At 43.0% G+C, this 26,865-nt stretch carries 21 protein-coding genes, 1 tRNA gene and 1 other RNA gene; 19 read left to right on the top strand and 4 right to left on the bottom strand.

The window, feature by feature from the left end:
- Window positions 1-2 precede the first annotated feature (2 nt).
- Window positions 3-374, top strand: coding sequence for a response regulator transcription factor (locus AM506_RS11220; RefSeq protein WP_060672576.1), 372 nt, complete (start codon window positions 3-5; stop codon window positions 372-374).
- Window positions 361-3,231 carry an ATP-binding protein gene (locus AM506_RS11225; RefSeq protein WP_060672577.1) on the top strand — a complete coding sequence of 957 codons (2,871 nt, stop codon included), beginning with the start codon at window positions 361-363 and terminating at the stop codon, window positions 3,229-3,231. Before AM506_RS11220 ends, AM506_RS11225 begins: the two co-directional genes overlap by 14 nt.
- Window positions 3,232-3,279: 48 nt before the next feature.
- On the opposite strand, the gene clpP is transcribed toward AM506_RS11225, so the two are convergent.
- Window positions 3,280-3,879: an ATP-dependent Clp endopeptidase proteolytic subunit ClpP gene (gene clpP / locus AM506_RS11230; protein WP_060672578.1), complete on the bottom strand. Its 600-nt coding sequence runs from the start codon at window positions 3,877-3,879 to the stop codon at window positions 3,280-3,282.
- A gap of 570 nt (window positions 3,880-4,449) precedes the next feature.
- Between clpP and AM506_RS11235 the strand changes: the two genes are divergently transcribed.
- From AM506_RS11235 to ssrA, 15 genes are all read left to right on the top strand, one after another.
- Window positions 4,450-4,521: transfer RNA gene (locus AM506_RS11235), tRNA-Arg, on the top strand.
- 116 nt (window positions 4,522-4,637) lie between these two features.
- On the top strand, window positions 4,638-5,237 hold the full coding sequence (locus tag AM506_RS11240; RefSeq protein ID WP_060672579.1) for a 3'-5' exonuclease: 600 nt from the start codon (window positions 4,638-4,640) through the stop codon (window positions 5,235-5,237).
- A 364-nt stretch (window positions 5,238-5,601) separates the two neighbouring features.
- Window positions 5,602-6,942, top strand: a complete 1,341-nt coding sequence (rpoN, locus tag AM506_RS11245) for an RNA polymerase factor sigma-54 (RefSeq protein ID WP_060672580.1) — start codon at window positions 5,602-5,604, stop codon at window positions 6,940-6,942.
- A gap of 137 nt (window positions 6,943-7,079) precedes the next feature.
- Window positions 7,080-7,325 (top strand): glutaredoxin family protein, encoded by a 246-nt coding sequence (locus AM506_RS11250; RefSeq protein ID WP_060672581.1) that lies wholly within the window; start codon window positions 7,080-7,082, stop codon window positions 7,323-7,325.
- Between the two features lie 149 nt (window positions 7,326-7,474).
- A complete protein-coding gene (locus tag AM506_RS11255; RefSeq protein WP_060672582.1) occupies window positions 7,475-8,494 on the top strand; it encodes a sugar-binding transcriptional regulator in 1,020 nt (339 codons plus the stop codon).
- 55 nt (window positions 8,495-8,549) lie between these two features.
- Entirely contained in the window at window positions 8,550-9,557 is a 1,008-nt protein-coding gene (gene gap / locus AM506_RS11260) for a type I glyceraldehyde-3-phosphate dehydrogenase (RefSeq protein ID WP_060672583.1), read from the top strand.
- 182 nt (window positions 9,558-9,739) lie between these two features.
- A complete protein-coding gene (locus AM506_RS11265; RefSeq protein ID WP_060672584.1) occupies window positions 9,740-10,924 on the top strand; it encodes a phosphoglycerate kinase in 1,185 nt (394 codons plus the stop codon).
- A 60-nt stretch (window positions 10,925-10,984) separates the two neighbouring features.
- Window positions 10,985-11,749, top strand: coding sequence for a triose-phosphate isomerase (tpiA, locus tag AM506_RS11270; RefSeq protein WP_060672585.1), 765 nt, complete (start codon window positions 10,985-10,987; stop codon window positions 11,747-11,749).
- Window positions 11,742-13,277 carry a 2,3-bisphosphoglycerate-independent phosphoglycerate mutase gene (gene gpmI / locus AM506_RS11275; protein ID WP_060672586.1) on the top strand — a complete coding sequence of 512 codons (1,536 nt, stop codon included), beginning with the start codon at window positions 11,742-11,744 and terminating at the stop codon, window positions 13,275-13,277. The genes tpiA and gpmI overlap by 8 nt, the downstream gene beginning before the upstream one ends.
- 13 nt (window positions 13,278-13,290) lie before the next feature.
- Entirely contained in the window at window positions 13,291-14,583 is a 1,293-nt protein-coding gene (eno, locus tag AM506_RS11280; protein WP_060672587.1) for a phosphopyruvate hydratase, read from the top strand.
- Window positions 14,584-14,746: 163 nt separating this feature from the next.
- Complete coding sequence (gene secG, locus AM506_RS11285) at window positions 14,747-14,974, top strand: preprotein translocase subunit SecG (RefSeq protein WP_060672588.1); 228 nt, start codon at window positions 14,747-14,749, stop codon at window positions 14,972-14,974.
- A 320-nt stretch (window positions 14,975-15,294) separates the two neighbouring features.
- Window positions 15,295-16,041, top strand: a complete 747-nt coding sequence (locus AM506_RS11290) for an alpha/beta hydrolase (protein ID WP_060672589.1) — start codon at window positions 15,295-15,297, stop codon at window positions 16,039-16,041.
- A 27-nt stretch (window positions 16,042-16,068) separates the two neighbouring features.
- On the top strand, window positions 16,069-18,405 hold the full coding sequence (gene rnr, locus AM506_RS11295) for a ribonuclease R (protein ID WP_060672590.1): 2,337 nt from the start codon (window positions 16,069-16,071) through the stop codon (window positions 18,403-18,405).
- Window positions 18,406-18,524: 119 nt separating this feature from the next.
- Window positions 18,525-18,995: an SsrA-binding protein SmpB gene (smpB, locus tag AM506_RS11300; RefSeq protein ID WP_060672591.1), complete on the top strand. Its 471-nt coding sequence runs from the start codon at window positions 18,525-18,527 to the stop codon at window positions 18,993-18,995.
- Window positions 18,996-19,143: 148 nt separating this feature from the next.
- Window positions 19,144-19,507: a transfer-messenger RNA gene (gene ssrA / locus AM506_RS11305) on the top strand.
- 120 nt (window positions 19,508-19,627) lie between these two features.
- Here ssrA and AM506_RS11310 read toward each other — a convergent pair.
- Window positions 19,628-20,077 (bottom strand): DUF305 domain-containing protein, encoded by a 450-nt coding sequence (locus tag AM506_RS11310; protein ID WP_060672592.1) that lies wholly within the window; start codon window positions 20,075-20,077, stop codon window positions 19,628-19,630.
- Between the two features lie 141 nt (window positions 20,078-20,218).
- On the opposite strand from AM506_RS11310, the gene AM506_RS11315 reads away from it, so the two are divergent.
- On the top strand, window positions 20,219-22,243 hold the full coding sequence (locus AM506_RS11315) for a copper-translocating P-type ATPase (protein ID WP_060672593.1): 2,025 nt from the start codon (window positions 20,219-20,221) through the stop codon (window positions 22,241-22,243).
- 182 nt (window positions 22,244-22,425) lie between these two features.
- Entirely contained in the window at window positions 22,426-23,550 is a 1,125-nt protein-coding gene (locus AM506_RS11320) for an MBL fold metallo-hydrolase (protein WP_060672594.1), read from the top strand.
- Between the two features lie 68 nt (window positions 23,551-23,618).
- On the opposite strand, the gene AM506_RS11325 is transcribed toward AM506_RS11320, so the two are convergent.
- On the bottom strand, window positions 23,619-25,184 hold the full coding sequence (locus AM506_RS11325; RefSeq protein WP_060672595.1) for a multicopper oxidase family protein: 1,566 nt from the start codon (window positions 25,182-25,184) through the stop codon (window positions 23,619-23,621).
- 507 nt (window positions 25,185-25,691) lie between these two features.
- Complete coding sequence (locus tag AM506_RS11330) at window positions 25,692-26,567, bottom strand: cupredoxin domain-containing protein (RefSeq protein WP_060672596.1); 876 nt, start codon at window positions 26,565-26,567, stop codon at window positions 25,692-25,694.
- Window positions 26,568-26,865 lie beyond the last annotated feature (298 nt).

The following is a 26,865-nucleotide window of genomic DNA, read 5'->3' on the forward strand; positions in this document are numbered from 1 at the left end:
ATATGGCAAGAATTCTGATTGCGGAAGATGAAGAGGTCCTCCGGATGCTGATGGTGGATACACTGGAAGACGAAGGACATGAGCTCGATGAAGCAGCCGACGGTGAGGAAGCGATCAATTCCATCATGGAAAACGACTATGATCTCATTCTTCTCGATCATATGATGCCTTTATACACAGGGCTTGAAGTGATTGAAAAAATAAGGAAGTCTCCCGATAAAGGCATGGTAAAAATAATGATGGTGTCTGCAAAGAGCCAGCAGGCAGATAAAGACCTCGTTCTGAAGTCCGGAGCCGACTATTTCATTGCCAAGCCGTATAGTCCTGCAGAGCTTGTTCAGCGGATCGAGGACATACTGAATGAAGAGAATTAGAGAATTATTTCAAACGAGCTTACGAAATCAATTCATCGGATTGATGAGCGGCTTCATCGTCATCTTTTTCATCGGGGCGGCCTGTTTGTTTCTGTACGATCGATCCATTACAAATGAGTACGAGGTTCAGAGGAGCGATCTCAATCAAAAAAAGGACCTGGCTGAACAATTGGATAGAAACTTTCAAAAGGCATTCTTTGATGCGAGGGGATACCTTGCATTTGGAAGGCAGGAGTTAAAAGAAAGTATTTTCGTTCAAGAGAAAAAAGCGGCAGACACCTTGGAAAAACTGAAAGGATTAAAAACAGAAACAGAAGATCAACTCTTCTTTAAGGATGTGGAGGAGTTTTCTGCTCTGTATTTTAAGGATATGGCACCGAGGATCATCGGTGATTTCGAAAATGGGAATATCGAGGCAGTGAAAGAGGCCTCGGCTGACGGTGCAACGGCTACAATCGAAACCTTTCAAACCCAGCTCAACAGATATACAGACTCAATCGAACAAAGTAAGCGAAGTGCATATGATGAGCTGAAACGGAAAGAGTCCCTAAGCCAAACAGCCTTTGTGATCTTTATTTTTCTCATGCTCCTGGTACTCATGCGTTTAATGAGGATGATTGCGAAACGGATCGGTCAGCCCCTCGATCAGGTGGCATCAGCAGCAGAGCAGATTGCTGAAAACGAAGCATACCAACAATGGACGTTTGAAAATAAACGGAAAGATGAAATCGGTAAGATGTCCAGGGCATTCGAAAAGATGATCTATAAAATTCAGGAGAAGGAAGAGCATCTCCTGGCTCAGAATGAAGAACTGCAGGCTCAGCAGGATGAATTGGAATCCCAGCAATCAGAACTTGAGCATCTGCTGAATATGACAAAGAACAGGGAGTCGCAGCTGGAGCGGAGAAACGAATTCATTCATGGGATATCGAGCTCCCTCAACAAGCAGGAAGTACTCGAGAGCATCGTGAGAAGCATGAGTCATGTGATGGGTGCCTCACGGGGGATGATTGTCCTAATGGATAATCAAAAGTCCAATGCAGCATTTGGGATATCCCAAAATGGTGCGGAACAGTTCTTGACGTACATTTATAACGGTATCCATCAGCGATTATTCGATTCGAGGGAGCCCTTCACACTTAAACGGGAAATGGCGCCGTCCGAGAAAGGGTATCACGAGGAAACCCTTTACTCGTATGACCTATTCTTGCCTGTCCTTTCCGTCGATCAACAGGTGGAAGCCATCATGGTATTCAGCCGTTTCGGAAATGACTTCACTAAGCAGGAATTGGGCGAATACACGAGCCTGGCGAAGCAAATCTCCATCTCCTTGCAAAAGATCACCCTTTTTGAAGAGTCCGAGACCAACAGTCAATTAACCCAGGACATCCTGAACAATATTCAAGAGGGGATACAACTCATCGATAAAGATGGCAACAGCTTATTGATGAATAGGAAATTGTCGGCTCTGATCAAGGATGGGATCGACGGACTCCACCAGTCATGCTATCAAACCTGGAAGCAGGCACTGATTGACCGGGTGGAAGACAAAGAGGAACTGGATGAGTATTATGAAACCATTGTGAAGGAAGGGAAGACAGGTAAACATCTCCTTACCTATCACCTGGTGGATAGTAAAGAAGTATTCCAGGTATATTCCGAAACCCTCTATCGCGGGGAAGAGCAGATAGGCACGATCTTTGTTCATCGGGATATCACGAAAGAATTCGAAGTCGATCAAATGAAATCGGAGTTTGTCAGCACCGTCAGCCATGAACTTCGCACACCGCTTTCCAGTGTGCTTGGATTTACGGAACTGATGCTGACAAGAGACCTTAAGCCGGAAAGAACGAAGAAATACTTAACGACGATCTACCAGGAAGCAAAGCGGTTAACATCCCTCATCAATGACTTCCTTGATGTGCAGCGCATGGAGTCCGGACGCCAGACTTTCGATAAAAAATTCGAGGATGTTGTCCCGGTCATTCAACAGGTGATCGATACCCAAAGGGTCAATGCACCCCATCACTCTTTCAATATCGCAAGGGATACGGACTGCACGATCGTCCTTGGGGACCGGGATAAGTTGTCACAGGCATTCACCAATCTAATCAGCAATGCCATTAAATATTCTCCTGATGGGGGCACCATCACCATCCGGTTCCGTGAAGGGGAGGAGAACATCCTCATCGATATTCGGGATGAGGGTCTCGGCATTCCACAGGAAGCGATTCCGAACCTGTTCAACAAATTTTATCGGGTCGATAATTCAGATCAGAGAAGAATCGGTGGTACCGGATTGGGTCTGACCATCGTAAAGGAAATCATTGAAACCCATGAAGGGGACATCACCGTTTCCTCACAAGAAGGGAAAGGGAGCGTGTTCACCATCCGTTTGCCGATCGTGACGATCGAAACCTTCAAAGAGGATGAACAGAGCGGGGATGGCATGAATATTATCGTCATTGAAGATGATATCAATCTGGCATCCTTACTCAAAGCCGAACTTTCCGACAGTGGGTTCAAGGTGCAGCATACAGCTTCAGGTGGTGAAGCATTAACCAAAATGCAGGAAGAGAAACCTGATGCCGTCGTCCTGGATATCATGCTTGAAGGAAGCATGTCGGGATGGGATGTCCTTGAGAAAATGAAATCGGACCACCATCTTGCCCAAATACCGATAATCATTTCTTCCGCGCTGGATGAAAAAGAAAAAGGACTCACGCTTGGAGCCAATGATTATTTAGTCAAACCCTATCATCCCAGCAGGCTTTCCAAAACGATCTTACATCTGCTGTTAAAAAAAGGGATGAACGGTGAAATTTTGGTGCCGGTTGAGGAAAAACGGTTGCAATAAAAATAAAAATCCCCTTCCCGGGAGTCCCGGGAAGGGGATTTCGTGTTCTTATTTATTAGTATCCATATCGTTACGAGTGATGATGCGGTCGATCAATCCGTATTCAAGCGCTCTTTCAGCTGTCATGAAGTTATCGCGATCCGTATCTTTAGAAATCACTTCAAGTGGTTGACCCGTGCGATCAGCCAGGATTTGATTCAGTTTTTCGCGAAGGAATAGAATACGCTTCGCAGCGATTTCGATTTCCGTCGCCTGACCTTGAGCTCCACCAAGTGGTTGGTGAATCATCACTTCAGCGTTTGGAAGGGCTAAGCGTTTGCCTTTTGCACCAGCTGCAAGAAGGAACGCACCCATTGAAGCTGCCATACCGATACAGATCGTCTGTACATCAGGCTTGATATATTGAATTGTATCGTAGATGGCCATACCTGCCGTGATGCTTCCGCCAGGAGAGTTTATGTAGATTGAGATATCCTTCTCCGGGTTTTCAGATTCAAGGAAAAGAAGCTGTGCTACAATGGAGTTTGCCACATTGTCGTCGATCCCGCTTCCAAGCATGATGACACGGTCTTTCAATAAACGTGAATAAATGTCATACGCACGTTCACCGCGGTTTGTTTGTTCAATAACTGTAGGAATTAAATTCATCCTCGTTCCTCCTTAGAAATTCTTTTTATTTGTTGGAATTACTTATTCACTTTGTATTGTTATCATACACCCATGGTCAATAAAGGTCAAACTTAACGCTTCCTTTATTCCCCTGTATATAAATCCTTTCTACATGATACCCATTGATTCCTTTTTTAAACGGGAGGGTGTTTGTAAAGTTTATGGTTTGAGTAGGATATTAATCCACTAAATAGTGAACGTTCTTAAGACGGGTGAAGTGTGAAAACAAGACCGTTCCTTTTCGCTGCAGGCACTTGCTTTCCGCGGGGCGTGAGTTGAGCCTCCTCGGGCTTTGCCCTGTGGGGTCTCAACTTTCCCGCTTTTCCCGCAGGAGTCAAGTGCCTTCCGCTGCAATCCACTCTTTGGTTCTGTATATGGACAGGTAAAGAGTAAAGTAGATCCTGATAGAGTTAATTTACTACAAAGAATTTCCGCTGCACCTTTTAAAAGATATTGATGGGGAATCAAAAAAGACATATACAATAATATCTATTGCAAACAAGCAATTTCTACCTTATAATATATATTCGTGACGGTTATTCATTTCATGCCCTCGTGGTGCAACGGATAGCACGTAAGATTCCGGTTCTTAAGATGGGGGTTCGATTCCCTCCGAGGGCGTAGTTAAAAGAGTGATATGAAGGTGCTTCCACAAGTTAATAATTTGTGGAGGCACCTTTTTTTCGTTCCTGAAATAGCAAAGAAGAACAATCTATAACCGGGGATGGTGGATTAGAATGAAAGATTTTATAGCTTTTGATTTTGAAACGGCTAATCGTGCAAGACACAGTATATGCTCAGTCGGAATGGTGTTTGTAGAAAATGGTGAAATCGTTGATTCCATTTACGAATTAATCGATCCGGAAGAGGGATTTGATAGGTTCAATATCAGCATACATGGAATTACACCACAGGATGTTGAAGGCGCGATGACGTTCGATGCTTTCTATCATTCTATCAAGGACAAAATAGAGAATAAGTTGATGATTGCTCATAATCTTTCCTTTGATGGATACGCTTTGAGGGATAATTTAGCTCGTTATGAAATGAAGCCCGTATACAACCAATTTCTCTGCACATATCAAATGTCCAGAAAAATGGTGAAGGGTCTCCCTGCTTATCAGCTCTCGTCTATTTGTACATATTTTGGAATCGAATTGGATAATCACCATCATGCTGCAGATGATGCGAAAGCTTGCGCGCAATTAATGCTAAAGCTAGCAGAAGAGTATAAGATTACGGACTTTGATTCTCTCTACCATAAGACTCGAATCAAACCGGGAGAAATATCCGAAGGCATCTATCGCTCTTCACTAGTAAGTAAATCTGCTAAATAACTCAACTTTCCGAGAACCTCTATTTATAGTGATGTTCAATTGGAGCATCCTCCAGGGTGCTTTTTCATTATCAGCTATTCTATTGATTTTAAATAAAAAAAATGATGTTGTGATGAAGGAAACACACATGCTATGTTGATTGTAGCGGAAGGTGCTCGACTCCTGCGGGAAACGCTGGACAGGTGAGACCCCGGAGGCGTAGCCGAGGAGGCTCACCGCCAGCCCCGCGGAAAGCGAGTACCTGCAGCGGAAATCAACCACCACATTCTTTTTTGAAAATATCATATACATAATACTACCAACGAATTCCCATTAACGAACCACCAATTTTATTGTAGAATAGATAAATGGGAGGTTAGTAATCATGAATTTGAAAGCAGGATTATTTCAAAATCAACAACTGAAACTTCAAATGACGCAGCAGCTTTCTCAAGCCATCACCATCCTCCAATATTCTACGATGGAACTGAATGCTTATTTAGAAGCTAAGCAATTAGAGAATCCCCTTATACATGTAGAACCGCCTAAACAAGACTCCCTCTATCAACGAGAACCTTATACGTATAAACGAAATGCCGGCAATCCCGATCATATGGTTGATTGGTATGAATATGTTTCCGTGCCCACGAGTTCCCTTACGGATGCCTTATCTGTTCAATTAAATTTGAAATCGCTTACTTCTTTTGATCGGAAAATACTTGATGAAATAATATGCAGCTTGGATGACAACGGTTATTTAAGAATGGATGAACCATCCTTCATTCAAAAATATGGTTTGGAATGGGCTCAACTGGAAACCTATATTAAGAGGATTCAGGAGTTGGAACCGGCTGGGATAGGGGCGAGATCTCTGCAGGAATGCATTTCCCTTCAGTTGCAAAGAAAAGCCGACGTTCCCCCTCTGGTGACAAAGATCGTAAACAATCATTTCCAAGCTTTTGCCGAAAAGAAGTGGAAGGCGATCAGGAAAGATCTTGTGGTTGAACTGAAAGACATCCAGCAGGCTGCTGATTTCATCCAGCACTGCAACCCGAGGCCGGGATCGAAATACTCTCAGCATATCGCTGAATACATTATCCCTGAGCTTGTGGTGAACGTGATCGAAGGTCATACCGTGGCCGTATCCCTATATGATGGGACAACTGTGAACGTCACTTATAATGAAGAGTACACAGATTTCTTGAAACATCACCCGGATAAGGAAGTCCAAACCTATCTTCAAGAGAAGGAGCAGGATTTCCGGTGGCTCCTGCAAAGTTTACGTCAGCGGAAACAAACGATCCTGAAAGTGGGGAAGATGCTTGCTGAGAAGCAGAAGTCGTTCTTTTTGGAAGGGCCATCTGCGCTCCAGCCCCTGACATTGAAGCAGGTGGCCGATGAAATCGATGTACATGAATCGACAATCAGCCGCGCCGTGAAGGGGAAGTATATGCAAACCCCTTTTGGAATCTTCGAGTTGAAGTACTTCTTTACCTCAGCGATCAAATCGGTCAAACTTGAGGACTCAGAAGCGGCTTCTGCCAGGACCGTGAAAAATGAGCTTCAGAAGCTGATTGATGAAGAAGATAAGAAAAAGCCTCTATCAGACCAGAAGATTGTGAATCTACTATTGGATAAAGGGTATGATGTCTCCAGAAGGACCATTGCCAAATACCGGGATCAAATGGGGATCACTTCTTCGACGATGAGGAAGAGGTATGAATAGATCGATTCGGCCGGTGCCTGGCACTAAAACTGCTTTTGGTGCCAGGCACCAACAGTGAGTCCGGTGCCAGGCACCAGACCGGATCGCCATAACCAACCAACCAACCAAACCAACACAGCATAAAGTGAGGTACGTACATGAACTCAATTATATTCTACACACGCACACAATGCGGACTTTGCGAAGACGCAAAAATCACCTTGAAACTGCTTCAGGATGAGATGGGCTTTTCCATTGAAGAAGAGGATATTGATAAAAGCGACGACCTCACCGAACGATTCGGATTGATGATCCCGGTCGTGGAACTGGACGGGGAGATCCTCCAGTATGGGCAGATTGATTATTTTACGCTCAGCAAGCGTTTACATGAAAAAACCCGATAGTTTCTAGTTGAATTACGATTCATACCCTGATAAAATGAATCTTGAAAGCAGGGATGAATTTTTTTTGGAGGTAGTGGGACATAATATGTCTATGTGGGACCAAATGAGTCCATCACATCCACGCACTTCATTTGAAGGAGCTTTCAAATATGGAATCTTTAATTGACATACAAAAGCGATTATTACCTGACCTGCTTGAAATTATGCAAAAAAGGCATCAAATTCTACGTTCCATCCGGTTCATGCAGCCTGTCGGACGCAGAAGTCTTGCTCAGAATATGGGCTTGACGGAACGCGTACTGAGAAGTGAAGTGGAGTTCCTGAATAATCAAGATCTCATTGATATCAAAACTTCCGGGATGGTTATGACGGAAGATGGTATCCAGCTTTTAGAGAACCTTGAAAGCATGATGAGGGAAATTTCAGGAATCAACGTAATGGAACAGGAATTAAAAACGTTATTAAATCTTAATCAAATTGTAATTGTTCCTGGGAATAGTGATGAGTCCCCTTGGGTAAAAGAAGAATTAGGGCGTGCATCAGCTTCTAGTATGAAACGCCGACTTAAGGGAAATACTATCATCGCTGTGACTGGAGGTTCGACGATGGCAGCCGTAGCAGAAAGGCTGACACCTGATTTCTCTGATGATACCTTGTTTGTTCCTGCACGGGGTGGAATCGGGGAAGATGTGAAGAACCAGGCCAATACCATTTGTGCCAAGATGGCAGAGCACACAGGAACGCGACATCGTGTTTTGTATGTGCCGGATCAGGTTAGTAAAGAAGTATACAAATCCTTCTTGAAAGAACCGATGATCAAAGAGGTCCTTAATTTGATCAAATCGGCTAACATGGTTCTCCATGGAATTGGAGATGCTATCACAATGGCAGAAAGACGAAAGACCACGGAAGAAGATTTCGAGAAGATCACCGGTGGTCATGCCGTCGGGGAAGCGTTTGGTTATTATTTTGACGAAGCAGGTGAAGTGGTACATAAGGTGCCGACGATCGGCCTGCAACTAGAAGATCTAAGTCACATCGAGAACGTCATTGCCGTCGCTGGCGGCAGCTCGAAGGCGAAAGCGATTCGGGCGTATATGAAGAGTGCTCCTCATAAAACCGTGCTCATCACGGATGAAGGAGCAGCGAGAGAGCTTTTAAAAGGGTAAGCCCTTTTGAAATATAAAAAAATCATCCTTAACTATCTAAAGGAGGAAATTATTCATGGCAACAAAAATTGGTATTAACGGATTTGGACGTATCGGACGTAATGTATTCCGTGCAGCACTTAAAAATAACGACGTAGAGGTAGTAGCAGTTAATGACTTAACTGATGCAAACATGCTTGCTCACCTTTTACAATATGATACAGTTCACGGAACTCTTCAAGAGAAAGTAACTGTTGACGGTGACTACCTTGTAGTTGGCGGTAAAAAAATCAAAGTATTAGCTGAGCGCGATCCTGCTCAACTTGGTTGGGGAGATCTTGGTGTAGATATCGTTGTTGAATCTACTGGACGCTTCACAAAACGCGCTGACGCAGCGAAACACATCGAAGCTGGTGCGAAGAAAGTTATCATCTCTGCTCCTGCATCTGATGAAGACATCACTGTAGTTATGGGTGTTAACGAAGATAAATATGACGCGGCTAGCCATGACGTTATCTCTAACGCATCTTGTACGACTAACTGCCTAGCGCCATTCGCAAAAGTTCTTAATGATAAATTCGGAATCAAGCGTGGAATGATGACAACCATCCACTCTTATACAAACGACCAACAAATCTTAGACTTACCACATAAAGATTACCGTCGTGCACGTGCAGCTGCTGAGAACATGATTCCAACAACTACAGGTGCTGCGAAAGCTGTATCTCTAGTTCTTCCTGAGCTTAAAGGGAAACTGAATGGTGGAGCGGTTCGTGTTCCAACTCCAAACGTTTCTCTAGTAGACTTAGTTGCTGAACTAGACAAAAACGTAACGGCTGAAGACATTAATGCAGCTTTCAAAGAAGCTTCTGAAGGCGATCTTAAAGGAATCCTTGCTTACAGCGAAGAGCCTTTAGTATCTACTGACTACAACGGCAGCCCTGCTTCTTCTACAATCGATGCACTTTCTACGATGGTTCTAGAAGACAACATGGTGAAAGTCATCTCTTGGTACGATAACGAGAGCGGATACTCTAACCGTGTAGTAGACCTGGCTGGTTATATCGCTTCAAAAGGACTTTAATTTATAAAGTTTTGTAAATTGACATCATTAGCATGGTGATTGATGGATAAATTTTGTCCCACCATCTATAATGAAGATGTGTTGAAGGGGAGCGGGGAAGATTCCCCTCTCCCTTTTCTTATTGTTGTTTCTATTTTTTTGAAAAAGATGTAGAAATTGAAAACCAAAGGAGGCCTTTTACGATGAACAAAAAGTCGATTAAAGATGTCGATGTACGAGGGAAACGCGTATTTTGCCGTGTAGACTTCAACGTACCGATGTCAGAAGGCAAGATCACAGATGAAACCCGCATTCAAGCTGCTCTCCCTACGATCAAGTATCTAGTAGACGGCGGAGCAAAGGTCATTCTGGCTAGTCACTTAGGCCGTCCAAAAGGTGAAGTGGTGGAAGAACTGCGCTTGACACCTGTGGCTGAGAGACTTTCCGAACTTCTTGGAAAAAACGTAGCCAAAGCAGACGAAGCGTATGGTGAAGCTGTTCAATCAAAGATCGGCGACATGTCTGAAGGTGACGTTCTTGTATTGGAAAACGTCCGCTTCTACCCTGGTGAAACGAAGAATGATCCTGAGCTTGCGAAAGAATTTGCAGCGTTAGCTGACCTTTATGTGAACGATGCATTCGGTGCTGCTCACCGTGCTCACGCATCCACTGAAGGAGTCGCGAAACACCTTCCGGCTGTAGCAGGACTTCTGATGGAGAAAGAGCTTGACGTATTAGGAAAAGCCCTATCCAATCCTGAACGCCCATTCACAGCCATCGTCGGTGGAGCGAAAGTAAAAGACAAAATCGGTGTCATCGACAACCTGTTGGATAAAGTGGACAACCTGATCATCGGCGGAGGACTTGCTTACACATTCGTGAAAGCCCAAGGTCATGAAGTAGGGAAATCCCTTCTTGAAGAAGATAAAATTGATTTAGCGAAGCAATTCATGAAAAAAGCAGAAGAAAAAGGCGTCAAATTCCTTATGCCTGTTGATGTAGTCGTTGCTGATGACTTCTCAAATGATGCAAATACGAAAGATGTGGATATCGATTCCATCCCTTCAGATTGGGAAGCACTTGATATCGGACCTAAGACGAGAGCGTTATTCCAGGATACGATCAAAGATTCTAAGCTTGTCATCTGGAATGGACCGATGGGTGTATTCGAATTAGAAACATTTGCAAATGGAACGAAAGCCGTAGCGGAGGCGTTAGCCGATGCAACAGATACATATTCTGTTATCGGTGGCGGTGACTCTGCAGCAGCCGTTGAAAAGTTTGGCTATGCTGATAAGATGAGTCATATTTCTACAGGTGGTGGAGCATCACTCGAATTCATGGAAGGAAAAGAACTTCCTGGAGTAGTGGCTCTAAACGATAAATAATCGCTTCTCAAAGACCAACAATTTTGTAGAAACGATTTAATACCAGAAAGGATGAGGACTATGCGTAAACCGATTATTGCAGGTAACTGGAAAATGAATAAAACGCTTGGAGAAGCTAAATCCTTCACTGAAGAAGTAAAAGGACTTGTGCCCGATCAGGAAGTAGTGGATTCTGTCATTTGTTCACCAGCCCTATTTTTAGAAACCCTTGTGAACTTGACAAAGGATACTAAAGTGGCTGTAGGTGCTCAAAACATGCACTTTGAAGAAAACGGAGCATTCACGGGAGAAGTAAGTCCTGTTGCCCTTTCTGACTTAGGTGTTCAATATGTCATCCTTGGACACTCTGAACGTCGCGAAATGTTCAATGAAACAGACGAGTCAGTGAATAAGAAGACTCTTGCTGCATTCAAACACGGTTTAACGCCGATCGTGTGTGTAGGGGAAACTCTTGAACAACGTGAAAACAATGAAACGAAGGATCTTGTCGGAACTCAAGTAAAAAAAGCACTTGCAGGTCTTTCTGAAGATCAAGTGAAACAAACGGTCATTGCTTATGAGCCAATCTGGGCAATCGGTACAGGTAAATCTTCTACAGCGGAAGACGCGAACGAAGTATGTGCCCACATACGTCAAGTGGTTGCAGGGGAATTCTCTGAAACAGCTGCAGATGCTGTGCGCATCCAATACGGTGGAAGTGTGAAGCCTGCCAACATCAAAGAATACATGGCTCAATCTGATATCGATGGTGCCCTTGTAGGTGGAGCAAGCCTTGAACCACAAAGCTTCCTTCAATTGTTAGAAGGTGCTAGTAACAATGAGTAAGTCACCAGTAGCATTAATCATCCTGGACGGCTTTGCCTTCCGTGATGTGAAAGAAGGAAATGCGGTCGCTCAGGCAAACAAGCCGAACTTTGACCGCCTGTGGAATCAATATCCGCATAATCAACTGACCGCCTGTGGTGAAGCGGTAGGACTCCCTGAAGGTCAAATGGGGAACTCCGAAGTGGGTCACTTGAATATCGGTGCAGGACGTATCGTGTACCAAAGCTTGACCCGTGTGAACCTGGCCATCCGTGAAGGGGAATTCGAACAGAATACCACGTTCCTGGATGCCATCAATCATGCAAAAGAAAAAGGCACGAATCTTCATATCTTCGGACTGCTTTCGGATGGCGGAGTGCACAGCCATATCGAGCATCTTTATGCCCTTCTTGGTTTAGCGGCCAAAGAAGGAATGAAAGACGTTTATGTCCATGCCTTCCTTGACGGTCGAGACGTCGGCCCTCAAACGGCGAAGAAGTATATTGAAGACGCTGAAGCAAAAATGAAGGAAATCGGCGTCGGTCAATTCGCGACGATTTCAGGTCGTTACTATTCAATGGACCGCGATAACCGTTGGGAACGAGTGGAGAAATCCTACCGTGCCATGGTATATGGTGAAGGCCCAAGCTATCAGGATCCAATCGAACTTGTAAACGATTCGTATGAAAATGGAATCCATGATGAGTTCGTGATTCCATCAGTCATTACAAAAGAAAATGGAGAGCCGGTCGCAACAATCAAAGACGAAGATGCAGTCATTTTCTACAACTTCCGTCCGGACCGTGCGATTCAAATTTCGAATACATTTGCGAATGCAGATTTCCGTTCATTTGATCGCGGAGACAAGTTCCCGAAAGGTCTTCACTTTGTCTGCCTGACAAGATTCAGTGAAACGGTTGACGGATTTGTTGCATTCAAACCGACGAACCTTGATAACACGCTTGGCGAAGTCCTTTCTCAAAATGGACTGAAGCAATTGCGTATCGCTGAAACGGAGAAATACCCTCATGTCACGTTCTTTATGAGCGGTGGACGTGAAGAGGAATTCCCTGGTGAAAAACGGATCCTGATCGATTCTCCTAAAGTGGCAACGTATGACTTGAAGCCTGAAATGAGTGCATATGAAGTGACGGATGCACTACTTGAAGAGATTCGTGAAGATCGTCAGGATGCGATTATCCTGAACTTTGCCAACCCTGATATGGTCGGTCACTCAGGTAAGCTTGAGCCAACGATCAAAGCAATCGAAACAGTGGATGAATGTCTAGGGAAGATCATCGACCTCATCACTGAAAAAGGCGGTTCCGCCATCATCACAGCAGACCATGGGAATGCTGATGAAGTGGTGACGGAAGAAGGCACTCCTATGACGGCCCACACGACGAACCCAGTCCCTGTCATCGTGACAAAAGAGGGCGTGGAGCTTCGTGACGGTGGGATCCTTGGAGACCTTGCCCCGACCATGTTAGATCTATTAAATGTAAACCAACCAGACGAAATGACTGGAAAATCATTAATTAAAAAATAAGGAGAGATTCTAAATGCCATTTATTACAGACGTATATGCTCGTGAAGTATTGGATTCACGCGGTAACCCAACAATCGAAGTAGAAGTTTACACACAATCAGGTGCTTTCGGACGCGCGCTTGTTCCATCTGGAGCGTCAACTGGTGAATATGAAGCAGTTGAACTTCGTGACGGAGATAAAGACCGCTACCTTGGTAAAGGGGTACAAAATGCAGTCGATAACGTAAACAACGAAATCGCTGAAGAAATCATCGGTTACGATGTTACTGAACAAGTAGCAATCGACCAGGCGATGATCGCTCTTGACGGTACAGAAAACAAAGGTAAACTAGGCGCCAACGCGATCCTTGGAGTATCCATGGCTGTTGCTCGTGCAGCTGCTGACTTCTTCGGAGTGGAATTATACCAATACCTTGGTGGATTCAACGCGAAGCAGCTTCCGGTACCAATGATGAACATCGTGAACGGTGGAGAGCACGCTGACAATAACGTAGACATCCAGGAATTCATGGTAATGCCTGTAGGAGCTCCTACATTCAAAGAAGGTCTTCGTATGGGAGCTGAAATCTTCCATAGCTTGAAGTCAGTTCTTAAATCAAAAGGTTACAACACTGCAGTTGGTGACGAAGGTGGATTCGCTCCAAACCTTAAGTCCAATGAAGAAGCACTTTCAACAATCATTGAAGCAATTGAAAAAGCTGGTTACAAGCCAGGAGAAGAAGTTCTTCTTGCAATGGACGTTGCAGCTTCTGAAATTTACAACAAAGAAGACGGTAAATACCATCTTTCCGGTGAAGGCGTCGTTCGTACGTCAGCAGAAATGGTTGATTGGTACGAAGAAATGTGTAACAAATACCCGATCATCTCCATCGAAGACGGTCTTGACGAAAACGACTGGGATGGTTTCAAACTACTGACTGACCGTATCGGTAACAAGGTTCAATTAGTAGGGGATGACCTATTCGTTACAAACACGACGAAGCTTTCTCAAGGTATCGAGCAAGGTATCGGTAACTCGATCCTGATCAAAGTGAACCAAATCGGTACACTGACTGAAACATTCGACGCGATCGAAATGGCGAAACGCGCTGGTTACACAGCAGTCATCTCTCACCGTTCTGGTGAAACAGAAGACAGCACAATCGCTGACATCGCTGTTGCAACAAACGCTGGTCAAATCAAGACAGGTGCTCCATCACGTACAGACCGCGTAGCAAAATACAACCAACTTCTTCGCATTGAAGATCAATTGGCTCACACAGCTCAATATCTTGGAGCGAAAACATTCTATAATGTTAATCGCTAATAGCGATTGAAGAGAGGCAGCCCCGTCTTTGGACGGGGCTGTTTTTTTGGTTTGACAGACAGTCGTAACTCTTTACACAATTCAAACAATATTACCTTGTCCACTCCATCTTTCCTATGGTAAACTAGTAGTAATGTTATGTTCGTATCAGGAGGTGGGACTCATGCACACAATTCTCGTCACTTTACTTATTATCGTATCCATCGCACTTATTGCTCTTGTATTACTTCAATCAGGTAAAAGTGCTGGACTTTCAGGGGCCATCTCTGGTGGTGCAGAACAACTTTTCGGAAAACAAAAAGCGCGTGGTATTGACTTAGTACTGCACAGAATCACAATCGTATTATCGGTACTATTCTTCGTACTAACCATTGCCATCGTAGCTATCTAATACGAACAAAACCTGATCATTAAGGTCAGGTTTTTTTATTTATCAGACCGATTTTATAAGCGGAATATTGGATTGTCAGGCCGATGTTTGCTAAAAATAGAGAGGAAGAGTGGACTAAACGATCGTTTAATAGAACGAAGCCTGTAATATCAAGCTTCTCAGCTGCTAATCAAACGTTTGTTTAACAAAAAATCCACAAACATCCCATTACATACGAAAATCATCTAAACGACCGTTTAATATGATAAAGCCTTTAAAATCGAGGTTTCTGGATACTAATCAAACGTTTGTTTAAAATGAGATAAAAGGAGTCATGTACGATGAAAACTGTATTACCAAAACCATTCACATTCGAAGCAGGTCCAAGAGCTGTATTGCTGCTTCACGGATTCACAGGAAATTCAGCAGACGTCCGGATGCTTGGACGCTTCCTGGAAAAGAAGGGATATTCATCACACGCCCCTCATTATAAAGGACACGGTGTGCCACCGGAAGAATTGGTCCATACAGGACCCGAAGATTGGTGGAAGGATGTCATGGAAGGCTATGAGCATTTAAAGAGCAAGGGATACGAAGAGATTGCGGTTGCCGGCCTTTCTCTAGGAGGGGTATTTTCTCTTAAATTAGGTTACACTGTACCTGTAAAGGGTATTGTCCCTATGTGTGCGCCAATGTATATAAAAAGTGAAGACGTGATGTATAAAGGGGTTGTCGATTACGCCCGTGAATTTAAAAAGTTTGAAGGAAAACCGGAAGAACAAATTGAAAAAGAAATAGAAGAGTTCAAAAAAACGCCGATGAATACATTGAAGGCACTGCAGGAATTGATTGCAGATGTCCGTGAAAACGTGGATATGATCTATTCACCGACGTTCGTGGTACAGGCAAGGCATGATCATATGATCAATACGGATTCTGCGAATATCATTTACGATAACGTGGAGTCGGATGAGAAAGAGATCAAGTGGTACGAAGAGTCCGGTCATGTCATTACATTGGATAAAGAAAAAGAACAGCTTCATGAAGACGTCTACGATTTCCTGGAGAAATTGGATTGGACGGTTTGAAGAATTCGATGATCAGGAGGGATTGTCATGGACGAAAATATTAAAGTGCATGTGGATAGGCTTCTTTCCTATATGAAGGAAGAAGCATACAAACCATTGACAGTGCAGGAGCTTGAAGAAGCATTCGGAATTGAAGGGTCCACGAACTTCAAGGATTTTGTCAAAGCACTTGTCGTAATGGAAGAAAAGGGTCTCGTCGTACGCACACGAAGCAATCGCTACGGCCTGCCTGAAAAAATGAATCTGGTGAGGGGAAAAGTATCGGCTCATGCAAAAGGATTTGCGTTTGTGATACCGGAAGAATCCGGGATGGACGATATCTTCATCCCTCCGAACGAAACGAATAACGCGATGCATGGCGATATTGTGTTAGTAAGGGTCTCAACCTCTTCTTCAGGTTCAAGAAGAGAAGGGACCGTCGTCCGGATCGTCGAACGCGGTGTCGACCAAATGGTCGGTACGTTCACGGAAAGCAAGCATTTCGGTTTTGTCATCCCTGATGATAAGAAGTTTGCCAGTGACATCTTCATACCGAAATCTGCCCAGATGGGAGCTGCCGAAGGACATAAGGTCGTCGTAAAGTTGACGTCCTATCCTGAAGGACGTAAAAGTGCCGAAGGGGAAGTCATCGAAATCCTCGGACATAAAAATGATCCGGGAGTCGATATTCTTTCCATCATCCATAAGCACGGGATTGACGTTGAATTTCCTGAGGAAGTCATGGATCAGGCGAATAAGGTGCCAAGTGAAATTGACGAATCGGAAATTCCGAACCGGAAAGATCTCCGCGATCAGACCATCGTCACAATCGATGGTGCAGACGCCAAGGATCTGGATGATGCCGTAACGGTGACGAAATTGGACAATGGGAACTACAAGCTTGGAGTACATATTGCAGACGTCACGCACTATGTCAAAGAGAGTTCCCCGATCGATCAGGAAGCCTTTGATAGGGGGACGTCAGTCTATCTTGTAGACCGGGTCATCCCGATGATTCCTCATCGATTATCCAACGGGATTTGTTCCCTTAATCCAAAAGTTGATCGTTTAACGTTATCATGTGACATGGAAATTTCACCTGAAGGCGATGTCGTCAAACATGAAATCTTCCAGAGTGTCATTAAGACAACCGAACGAATGACGTATTCAGATGTAAATAAGATTCTGGTTGAGAAAGACGAAGAGCTCCGCACGAAATATGAGACTTTGGTGCCGATGTTTGAAAAAATGGAAGACCTTGCCCAGGTTCTACGTACAAAACGGATGAAACGTGGAGCCATCGATTTTGATTTCAAAGAGGCGAAAGTGCTTGTCGATGAAGAAGGTGCACCGACGGAAGTCGTCCTCCGTGAACGTTCAGTGGCCGAAAAGCTGATAGAAGAGTTCATGCTGGTTGCCAATGAGACGGTTGCCGAGCATTTCCACTGGATGGAAGTTCCGTTCATCTACCGTATCCATGAAGATCCGAAAGAAGATAAGCTTCAACGCTTCTTCGAGTTCATCACCAATTTCGGGTTGATCGTGAAAGGAACAGCTAATAGCATCCATCCCCGTGCCCTTCAGGAAATAGTCGAAGACGTACAGGGTGAACCGGAAGAAATGGTCGTTTCGACGATGATGCTGCGTTCCATGCAGCAGGCGAAATACGATCCTGAAAGCCTTGGTCACTTTGGACTCGCAACTGAGTTCTATACTCATTTCACATCCCCGATCCGTCGTTATCCTGACTTGATCGTTCACCGTTTGATCAGAACGTATTTGATTGAAGGGAAGATAGATCAGGCCACCCGTGAAAAATGGGGTGCGCAAATGGGTCATATCGCGGAGCATACATCAAGCCGTGAGCGCCGTGCAGTGGACGCAGAACGTGAAACAGATGAACTGAAAAAAGCAGAGTATATGGAAGATAAAGTGGGAGAGGAATACGACGGCATCATCAGTTCCGTGACGAACTTCGGACTGTTCGTCGAATTGCCGAACACCATCGAGGGCCTTGTCCATGTAAGCTACATGACGGATGATTATTACCGGTTTGATGAGCGTCATCTTGCCATGATTGGTGAAAGAACCGCCAATGTGTTTAGGATCGGTGACGAAATCACGGTACGTGTCGTGAGCGTGAATAAGGATGAGCGTGCCATTGATTTTGAAATTGTCGGCATGAAAGGGAAACGCAAAGAGCGCGAAGGCCGTGTACGTTCGATTTCGTCAGATCAAGGAAAAACAAACCGAGGGAAATCAGATTCTTCTTCCCGGAAAAAAGACGGAGAATGGTCCACACGTAAACCCAACAACAAGAAGAAAAAGACGAATAAGAAGCACTTTGAAAATGCACCTCGAAGCAAACGTAAAAAGAAGAAATAAAGGTTCAGGAGCAAGGGGTCACCTTTGCTCCTTTTCTTTTCAGAGTGTAACGATACAATTTTTCTTAAAAATATGAGATAATAATGAGTAAACTGACGGAAATGACTAGGGGGATTCCAATGCCAAAGGGAGAAGGCAAGCTTATTGCCCAAAATAAAAAAGCGAGGCATGACTATGCCGTAGAAGAAACATACGAAGCGGGACTGGTCCTCCAGGGGACAGAAATCAAAGCGATCCGTGGCGGCCGCGTGAACTTGAAGGATTCCTTTGCCCGTGTCCAAGACGGTGAAATCTTCGTACACAATATGCACATCAGCCCGTATGAGCAGGGAAATCGATTTAATCACGAACCGCTCAGAACACGTAAATTACTGCTTCACAAAAAGCAAATCAATAAACTGATCGGAGATTCCAAGGAAGCAGGCTACTCGATCGTTCCTTTGAAGCTATACATCAAAAATGGTGTAGCGAAGCTTTTGATCGGTCTGGCACGAGGTAAGAAGAAGTATGATAAACGTGAAGACTTGAAGCGTAAAGAAGCGAACCGTTCCATCCAAAGGGAACTGGCTCAGCGCCAAAAAGGAATGTAGTGCTACAGATTTCCGGAATCTGGCATTTGCAATTATCTCAGGATTTGTTATACTAGTATATGTCGCAAGGATATTGCGGCAGTAAGAACAATTGAATAAGTGACTTACACGCTGAACTTATTCTTTCCCGTTCTTCCCTTTCTATCATGGGGACGTTACGGATTCGACAGGGATAGTTCGAGCTTAGGTCGCGAGCCGTAGGGGTCGTCTACGTTAAAACGCCAAAGCCAATAATAACTGGCAAAACTAACAATAACCTAGCTTTAGCTGCGTAATAGCGCTTTAGCTGTTCCTCCCTCCATCGCCTATGTGGTAGGGTAAGGGACTCACACTTAGTAGGCTACGCCGGAGTCCACCGTCTGAGGACAAAGGAAGAGACCAATCAGACTAGCTGCACGGACGCCCGTCGATAGGCAGAAGCTGTAGCGAACTTGCGAATATATCGACTACGCTCGTAGACGCTTAAGTGGCGATGTTTCTGGACGTGGGTTCGATTCCCACCGTCTCCACCAAATACATATTTGGTGGTTTTTATTTTGATAAATTTTAATGATTTTTTGAATTGAAACGAGCTTTCTTCATTAAATAAAAGAGCCATGTTACTGCTTACAACCAGTAACATGGCTCTTTTCCTATTCATCTTCAAGTTCTTCTATTAATTTCTTCATTTCCGCAATTTCTTTCTTTTGGGTTTTGATAATGCCGTCTGCTAGCTTACGTACCCTTGGGTCGGAAATTTGGGCGCGTTCGCTGGTTAAGATGGCAATGGAATGATGGGGGATCATTGCTTCCATATAATCCACATCGTCTACGAGCGTCTGACTGCGTAATAAGTAAAGTGAAAATAAGAATACTACAATACTTCCCACAATAATACCGAGATTCATTTTGCGATTTGTCAGCATGTTTTGCATGAAGAGTAACATGATGACAGCCATCGATGCACCCATCAACACGGCCATATAGGCCCTGGATTCACTGAAGAGTATATGATCCACCTTATAGGTGTTCCAGTACGTAAACAAATACATGACAATGGTAGACGTGAGGATCATACCACCAAATTTTTTATAGGCCTTCATTAAGGTATCACTCCTTTGAGTTATAGTCTTCCTATTTCTACCTATAATATTTGCATAGGAAGAATTTCTTTCTGCATAAAATATCCATAATCTCAGGGGATACTATCTCTATCAATATAAAAATGGAAGGGAGACTTTTTTATGAGTGAACACCATAATCATTCTCATGATCACCATCATAGAAAGGAAGATGACCATAACGGACATCATGATCATGGCAATCATCATGATCATATGGTGGAGGATTTTAAGAAAAGGTTCTGGATATCGATTTTGATCACTATTCCTATTCTTATCCTTTCACCTATGATTCAAATGTTAATAAATGTAGATTGGCGTTTTTCCTTTGACATGTACATATTATTTGGACTTTCTACTGTTATCTTTTTTTATGGAGGGTGGCCATTTATAACTGGAGCCAAAGATGAGCTTGCCGGAAAAAATCCAGGTATGATGACACTGATTGCTTTGGCTATCGTCGTTGCTTATGTGTACAGCTCTTTTGCTGTGTTTGGACTTGAAGGAAATAACTTCTTCTGGGAGCTTGCGACATTGATTGATATTATGCTCCTTGGTCACTGGATTGAAATGCGCTCGGTGATGGGTGCTTCCAGGGCATTAGAGGAACTGGTGAAATTAATGCCATCAGAAGCCCATCTGATCGATAGCGATGGGAACATTAGGGATGTGTCCTTGGAAAAAGTTGAACATGGGGATAGGGTACTGGTAAAGCCAGGTGAAAAAGTACCTGGGGATGGAGAAATCGTGGAAGGAAAGTCGGCCATTGATGAATCCATGCTTACAGGTGAGTCGGTTCCAGTCGATAAGGAGAAAGGAAATGAAGTGATCGGAGGCTCTATAAATGGGGAAGGTTCCTTGACCATCAAGGTTCAAAAGACAGGAGGAGATACATATCTTTCTCAAGTCATCACCCTGGTTAAAGAAGCCCAGGAATCAAAATCAAAAACACAGGATTTATCTAACCGGGCAGCCAAGTGGCTATTTTACCTCGCCCTTGGATCCGGGGTTACAACCTTTATTGTGTGGTTGGCACTGGGATACTCCCTATCCTTTGCGATGGAACGAATGGTTACGGTAATGGTCATTTCATGCCCTCATGCATTAGGTTTGGCTGCTCCTCTTGTCATCGCAGTATCTACTGCCATTTCAGCAAGAAAGGGATTGTTAATCCGGAATCGTACAAACTTTGAGGGGGCAAGAAAAATAGATGCCATCGTTTTCGATAAAACCGGAACATTAACGGAGGGGCAATTCGGTGTGACAAACGTTGACGTAAGTGAAGGATGGGATGAAGCTGGGGTACTCACTCTCGCTACTTCAGTAGAGACCCAATCAGAACACCCCATAGCAAAAGGGATTGTTAGGGAAGGAGAGAAGAGGGAGCTATCTATTAAATCCATTAAAGATTTTGAATCCATTACGGGAAAAGGGCTAAAAGCCAATATCGAGGGGAAGGAAATCATGGTAGTCAGTCCCGGGTATATGAAGGATGAAGGGATTAGATACAATGAGTCTTCCTTTAAAGAGTGGTCAAATGAAGGAAAAACGGTCGTCTTTGTTCTCGTTCATCATGAATTAGCCGGTATGATTGCGTTAGCAGATATCGTGAGAGAAACAGCCAAAGCAGCCATTCAGGAATTGAAGGGAATGGGGATCGAATCCATTATGTTAACGGGGGATAACCGTCAGGTAGCAAACTATGTAGCGGAGCGATTAGGAATAGACCAAACCTATGCTGAAGTATTGCCCCATCAAAAATCGGATAAAATCATTGAAATTCAACAATCAGGAAAGAAAGTCGCTATGACAGGAGACGGAGTCAATGACGCGCCGGCATTGGCCAAAGCTGATTTAGGAATTGCTATCGGAACGGGAACGGATGTGGCAATTGAAACGGCCGATGTAGTTTTGGTGAAAAGCAATCCACAGGATGTAGTGAATCTCATCAAGCTGTCTCAAGGCACTTATAGAAAAATGATTCAAAATTTATGGTGGGCGGCAGGATACAATATTATTGCCATTCCGTTGGCAGCAGGAATCTTTTTTAACGCAGACATTGTATTGAGTCCTGCCGTTGGTGCTGTATTGATGTCATTAAGCACCGTTATTGTGGCAATCAATGCGAAACTGCTGAAAATTGATTAATAAATGGTTAATAAGCTTAGTCAAAATAGTATACGAATACATTCATCGTTTAGAATTATACGTTATGGGGTATTTGTTAGAGGAGCACATATCTTTCCTTCCGACATTACTGAATATAAAAAAATTCGGTAGGAAAAAAGATCTGGTGACAAATCATTTTCTAAAAGTATGGAGGTTTTAAAATGGCATTACAACCGTTGGAATCAAAAGAACTAGCCCGCAAGATTCTTGCAAATGAGGAAGTATTTCTGTTGGATATCCGTAAAGAACAGGATTATAACGATTGGGCTATTGAAGGAAGAAATGTACGGAGCTTGAATATACCTTATCAGAAGCTAGAGAATGGGGTGGAAGATGTAAAGGCTCAGCTTCCAAAGGACCAAATTGTATACGTTGTTTGTGCAAAAGGAATCTCTTCTCAAAAGGTAGTAGAAAACTTTGAGGAAGCAGGAGTGAAAAGGATTACCTATTTAAAGGGAGGTATGACAGCGTGGAGCGAGCATTTAGAGCCAATGAAGGTAGGAAATCTCTCAAATGGCGGGGAACTTTATCAATTTCTTCGCCTTGGTAAAGGGTGTCTTTCTTATATGATTATTTCAAACGGGGAAGCTGCCGTCGTAGATCCAAGTAGGATGACAGAAGCGTACAAATCTTTCGCTGAGGAGAAACGTGTAACCATTAAATATGTACTTGATACTCATCTTCATGCCGATCATATTTCTGGTGGTAAAAGCTTGGCTGAAGAAACAAACGCAAGCTATTATTTTCCACCAAGTGACGATGAGGGCTTGACGTTTAGTTATAAAAAGCTGGAGGATGGCATCAGCATTCATGTTGGAGGTAAGATCGAAATCTCTGCATTTTATTCTCCGGGACATACGATAGGCAGCACGAGTTTTGTTGTAGACAATCAATACTTGATGACAGGAGATATATTATTTATCGAGTCAATTGGTCGTCCTGATTTGGCAGGTAAAGCTGAGGATTGGGTAAATGATTTACGTAAAACCTTGTATGATCGCTATCAAGAGTTATCACATGATTTGATTGTTCTTCCTGCTCACTTTGGGGAAATGGAAGAAATCAACGATGACGGCACTGTCAATGCAAAGCTTGAGGAGCTATACAAGAAGAATGAGCGTTTACATGTAAAAGATGAAAAGGAGTTCCGTCAACTTGTAACAGAGAACTTACCTCCACAACCCAATAGTCATGAAGACATTCGAAAGACCAATATGGGTAAGAAAAATCCTGATCAGGATCAACAAAGGGAAATGGAAGTGGGTCCTAATCGCTGCGCAGTATAATTAGTGGAACAGTTGCTTAGAAAAGGATAAAAAAAGATGGTGACCTTAAATGGTCGCCATCTTTGAGTTTAATGAGGACTGTTTTGAGCATTTGGGTCTATTTCAAAATCAGGAGTGAAGCCTTTATATTTCAACATGTTCATCATCCCTGCAGAAGCGTGATGAAGATCGTGGCAATGGAAGAGCCAATCTCCCGGATTGTCTGCTTTAAAGGCAATCACATACTCATCCCCAGGCTTTACATTTACCGTATCTTTGATCACTGGGGAACCCGTTAGAGGTTTACCGTTTTTACTCAGAATTTGAAAGAAATGACCATGAAGATGCATAGGGTGATCATCAGCCATAGAATCATTCTTTAAGCGTACCTTGACAAGGTCCCCTTCCTCTACTTGAATATTTTCAGTTTCAGGAAAAACTTTATCATTAATGGTATAAACCATCTTATGGTCTTTCATCTCAGTATTCAAATTCATGGTGTAGTCCAAATCGTATGTTTGGTCTAACGTGAAACTAGCTTCTTTCGACTTTCCGTAAGTGGTATAGTCGAAAATAGGGAGGTTTGCAGTGGAATTGGATTGATCAGAATTCTCTACAGGTTGTTCATATTGAATCTTGGTCCTCATCCCTTTTGTTCCTTCTTTATTACCATGTGACTCTAAATACCATTCCCCTGGATTGTCTGCCATAAATTCCAGGTCATATCGTTCCCCCGGAGCGATTGATACTAATTCATCTTTAAATCCTTTTGGCTGGTTCACTAATTGCCCATCAATGGCCACCACTTTCACCTCATGTCCGTGAAGGTGGAAGCTGTGAGACATAAATCCGACGTTTACTAATCGTATTCTTACTTTATCTCCTTCCTTCACTTTCAACGGTTCAATATCTTTTCCACTCTTTCCGTTAATAGTATAGATGTCATATCCGTCCATGCTGTGGCTCATCAGATTTTCTTCCTCTTCATTATTCTCCATGGACATATTCATTCCCTCCATCATACTGGAGGAATCCCCACCGCTCATCCACTCATCTAAGACCAAGGTGAAATCTTTATTCAGCTTTTCCGGTTGTACAGGTTCAACAATGAGGGAGCCCGCCAATCCCTTATCCATTTGTTCCACTCCATCTTGATGTGTATGGTACATATAAGTTCCAGCATCCTTTGGAGTAAAAGAATACACGAAGGATTCCCCCGGTTGCACTGCATTTTGAGTAACACCAGGAATGCCATCCATATTGTTTTTTACTGTTATGCCATGCCAATGAATGGTAACAGGGTCAGGGAGTGTATTGATCAGCTTTATTTTCACTTCTTCACCTTGCTTGATCCGAATCTGGTCACCTGGAACGGATCCGTTAAATGTCCAGGCAGTAAGAGAGACATCTCCTCTTAATTGGTGTGTGGCTTCTTTTGCTGTGATGTTGAACTCATTATTTTTCCCCTCGAGAATCGCAGGAGCTTTTGTACTTGCTAAGTCCTGTGTTCCTTGTGAGGTTTGATTATTTTGTCCTGTTTTTTCCTTATTGGTGCTGCGATGATCCATCCCCTCCATATCATCCATCTGATTGGCTGAACAAGCAGACAATAGCAGCAATAAAAAGCCTGTAACAAATGTTATTTTCATCTTCATGGTGTAGCCTCCTTTACACATAATCGTAGGGAAGAAACATGCAAATTGTTAGGATTTAAAGTTGCAATTTAATGAATAATGCATTGAAGGAATTTTGTCTATCAAATCAAGAAGAACCATTTATTTCGTCTTTCCAATTAAACTCCAGGCTTCATTGAAGTGAAGGTGAAAAGTACTGCTAAAAGACAAAATAAAAGAAGTTAAGAAGCACAGGACGAGGGAAGAAAAGGAGTATAAAGAGTTATATTGATTTTTTAAGATAATAGAGAAAATGAAGGAAGGGCAGGGGACTCGCTTGTTCCTTCAGAGGATTAAGCAACATATTAGTAAGATGAATTCAGGGAAGACCTGCTGTACTGACACAGAACTTCCCTGTTTTGGATTTTCACTTCATTATTACTGTTAATTAAATATAAAACTAACATTTTAATATTAGCGAAGTCCGTCAAGTCTGGGATCTGATCAATTTGGCTAAGAAATCTGTTTGAGACATCTTACATTTGGAAGTTAATTCACAATTAATGTGCCTGACATACCACTTTCTTTATGTCCTGGAATGGTGCAGTAAAATTCATACACACCACTTTCAGCAGGGACGAATTCTAATTGATTTGAACTATTTGCATCTGCATGAAGGTGTAGGGTACCCTTGGTGCTGGAAACGCGGCGTTTTTGCTCCTTTTTAATATAACGGTCAGTAACAATATTTTTTATTTCAATATCGTGTTCAACCTGATCTTCGTTGTGTAATACGATTTTGGTGAGAATATCTTTTTTAATTGTAATGATAGATGGCTGGTAATGCATATTTAAGGAGACAATGTTTTTAGTATTTAAATCATTTAGATGTGGTGTATCTTCGCCATGAGTATGAGAGTTAAAATCAGTGGGATGTTTGGTGATATCAGAGCTAACGGGTGCAGAAATCAATAGTTCAACAGAAGCAAATAATGTCACATAGATGATGGATACGAAAAGGGGTTTGACTAACCACTTTTTTGTAACAAAAGGTTGCGAAGACGGTCTTCCAGGTAGAATGAAAAACAAAAAGATAGAACTGATTGAAAGCAACAAAAAAATTTTTAGAATGGTTATAGTTTCCGTGATAGGTATCATTTCTCCCAGCATGGCACCCATCATACCTCCCATAAGACCTGCCATGATTCCTTCAATAGCTGAAAGAACGCTATGAAGGATGCCAATTATGAACCCACAAAACGCCCCAATACCTAAGGATAACAAAGTGGAAAGGAATAAGTCTCCCTGGTAGTGTGATCCTAAAAGGATACCTAATGTCAGCCCTACATTCATCCCTGTGTACATAGAAATCATCATAAATGACATCGAATCTAATTTTGTTCTAAATACTTTCGCCATAATCATGCAGATTAACACTATAAGAAAAAGAATGATGGATACAAATAGTTCATATGGCTGGATATTTATCGCCCCCCTTTTCTTACTTACATAATATGAACAGAAAAGACAGGCTATTCTAACAATAAGCTGTCCCCCGCTAAACGTACCTATTCAGGAATCTGTCAGTTTGGGCATGTCTAAGGGGGAGCAACCAAATAAAATATTAAATTTTCAAGAGGGCGCACTCATTATATGAGTGTCTTTTTGTTTGCATAATTTCTTCATATTTTTCGGGAAAGATATAGGTGTCGTATAAAAAGGT

Source organism: Rossellomorea vietnamensis (assembly GCF_001305855.1).
GTDB lineage: Bacteria > Bacillota > Bacilli > Bacillales > Bacillaceae_B > Rossellomorea > Rossellomorea vietnamensis_A.

What these genes read in the sequence shown, in the direction of transcription:
- AM506_RS11225 (WP_060672577.1), top strand. Translation starts at nt 361, where the DNA reads ATGAAGAGAATTAGAGAATTATTTCAAACGAGCTTACGAAATCAATTC.
- gap (WP_060672583.1), top strand. Translation starts at nt 8,550, where the DNA reads ATGGCAACAAAAATTGGTATTAACGGATTTGGACGTATCGGACGTAAT.
- tpiA (WP_060672585.1), top strand. Translation starts at nt 10,985, where the DNA reads ATGCGTAAACCGATTATTGCAGGTAACTGGAAAATGAATAAAACGCTT.
- smpB (WP_060672591.1), top strand. Translation starts at nt 18,525, where the DNA reads ATGCCAAAGGGAGAAGGCAAGCTTATTGCCCAAAATAAAAAAGCGAGG.
- rpoN (WP_060672580.1), top strand. Translation starts at nt 5,602, where the DNA reads ATGAATTTGAAAGCAGGATTATTTCAAAATCAACAACTGAAACTTCAA.
- AM506_RS11330 (WP_060672596.1), bottom strand. Translation starts at nt 26,567, where the DNA reads ATGATTATGGCGAAAGTATTTAGAACAAAATTAGATTCGATGTCATTT.
- AM506_RS11310 (WP_060672592.1), bottom strand. Translation starts at nt 20,077, where the DNA reads ATGAAGGCCTATAAAAAATTTGGTGGTATGATCCTCACGTCTACCATT.
- AM506_RS11315 (WP_060672593.1), top strand. Translation starts at nt 20,219, where the DNA reads ATGAGTGAACACCATAATCATTCTCATGATCACCATCATAGAAAGGAA.
- AM506_RS11320 (WP_060672594.1), top strand. Translation starts at nt 22,426, where the DNA reads ATGGCATTACAACCGTTGGAATCAAAAGAACTAGCCCGCAAGATTCTT.
- AM506_RS11220 (WP_060672576.1), top strand. Translation starts at nt 3, where the DNA reads ATGGCAAGAATTCTGATTGCGGAAGATGAAGAGGTCCTCCGGATGCTG.
- AM506_RS11240 (WP_060672579.1), top strand. Translation starts at nt 4,638, where the DNA reads ATGAAAGATTTTATAGCTTTTGATTTTGAAACGGCTAATCGTGCAAGA.
- AM506_RS11255 (WP_060672582.1), top strand. Translation starts at nt 7,475, where the DNA reads ATGGAATCTTTAATTGACATACAAAAGCGATTATTACCTGACCTGCTT.
- AM506_RS11250 (WP_060672581.1), top strand. Translation starts at nt 7,080, where the DNA reads ATGAACTCAATTATATTCTACACACGCACACAATGCGGACTTTGCGAA.
- eno (WP_060672587.1), top strand. Translation starts at nt 13,291, where the DNA reads ATGCCATTTATTACAGACGTATATGCTCGTGAAGTATTGGATTCACGC.
- gpmI (WP_060672586.1), top strand. Translation starts at nt 11,742, where the DNA reads ATGAGTAAGTCACCAGTAGCATTAATCATCCTGGACGGCTTTGCCTTC.
- secG (WP_060672588.1), top strand. Translation starts at nt 14,747, where the DNA reads ATGCACACAATTCTCGTCACTTTACTTATTATCGTATCCATCGCACTT.
- AM506_RS11290 (WP_060672589.1), top strand. Translation starts at nt 15,295, where the DNA reads ATGAAAACTGTATTACCAAAACCATTCACATTCGAAGCAGGTCCAAGA.
- rnr (WP_060672590.1), top strand. Translation starts at nt 16,069, where the DNA reads ATGGACGAAAATATTAAAGTGCATGTGGATAGGCTTCTTTCCTATATG.
- AM506_RS11325 (WP_060672595.1), bottom strand. Translation starts at nt 25,184, where the DNA reads ATGAAGATGAAAATAACATTTGTTACAGGCTTTTTATTGCTGCTATTG.
- AM506_RS11265 (WP_060672584.1), top strand. Translation starts at nt 9,740, where the DNA reads ATGAACAAAAAGTCGATTAAAGATGTCGATGTACGAGGGAAACGCGTA.
- clpP (WP_060672578.1), bottom strand. Translation starts at nt 3,879, where the DNA reads ATGAATTTAATTCCTACAGTTATTGAACAAACAAACCGCGGTGAACGT.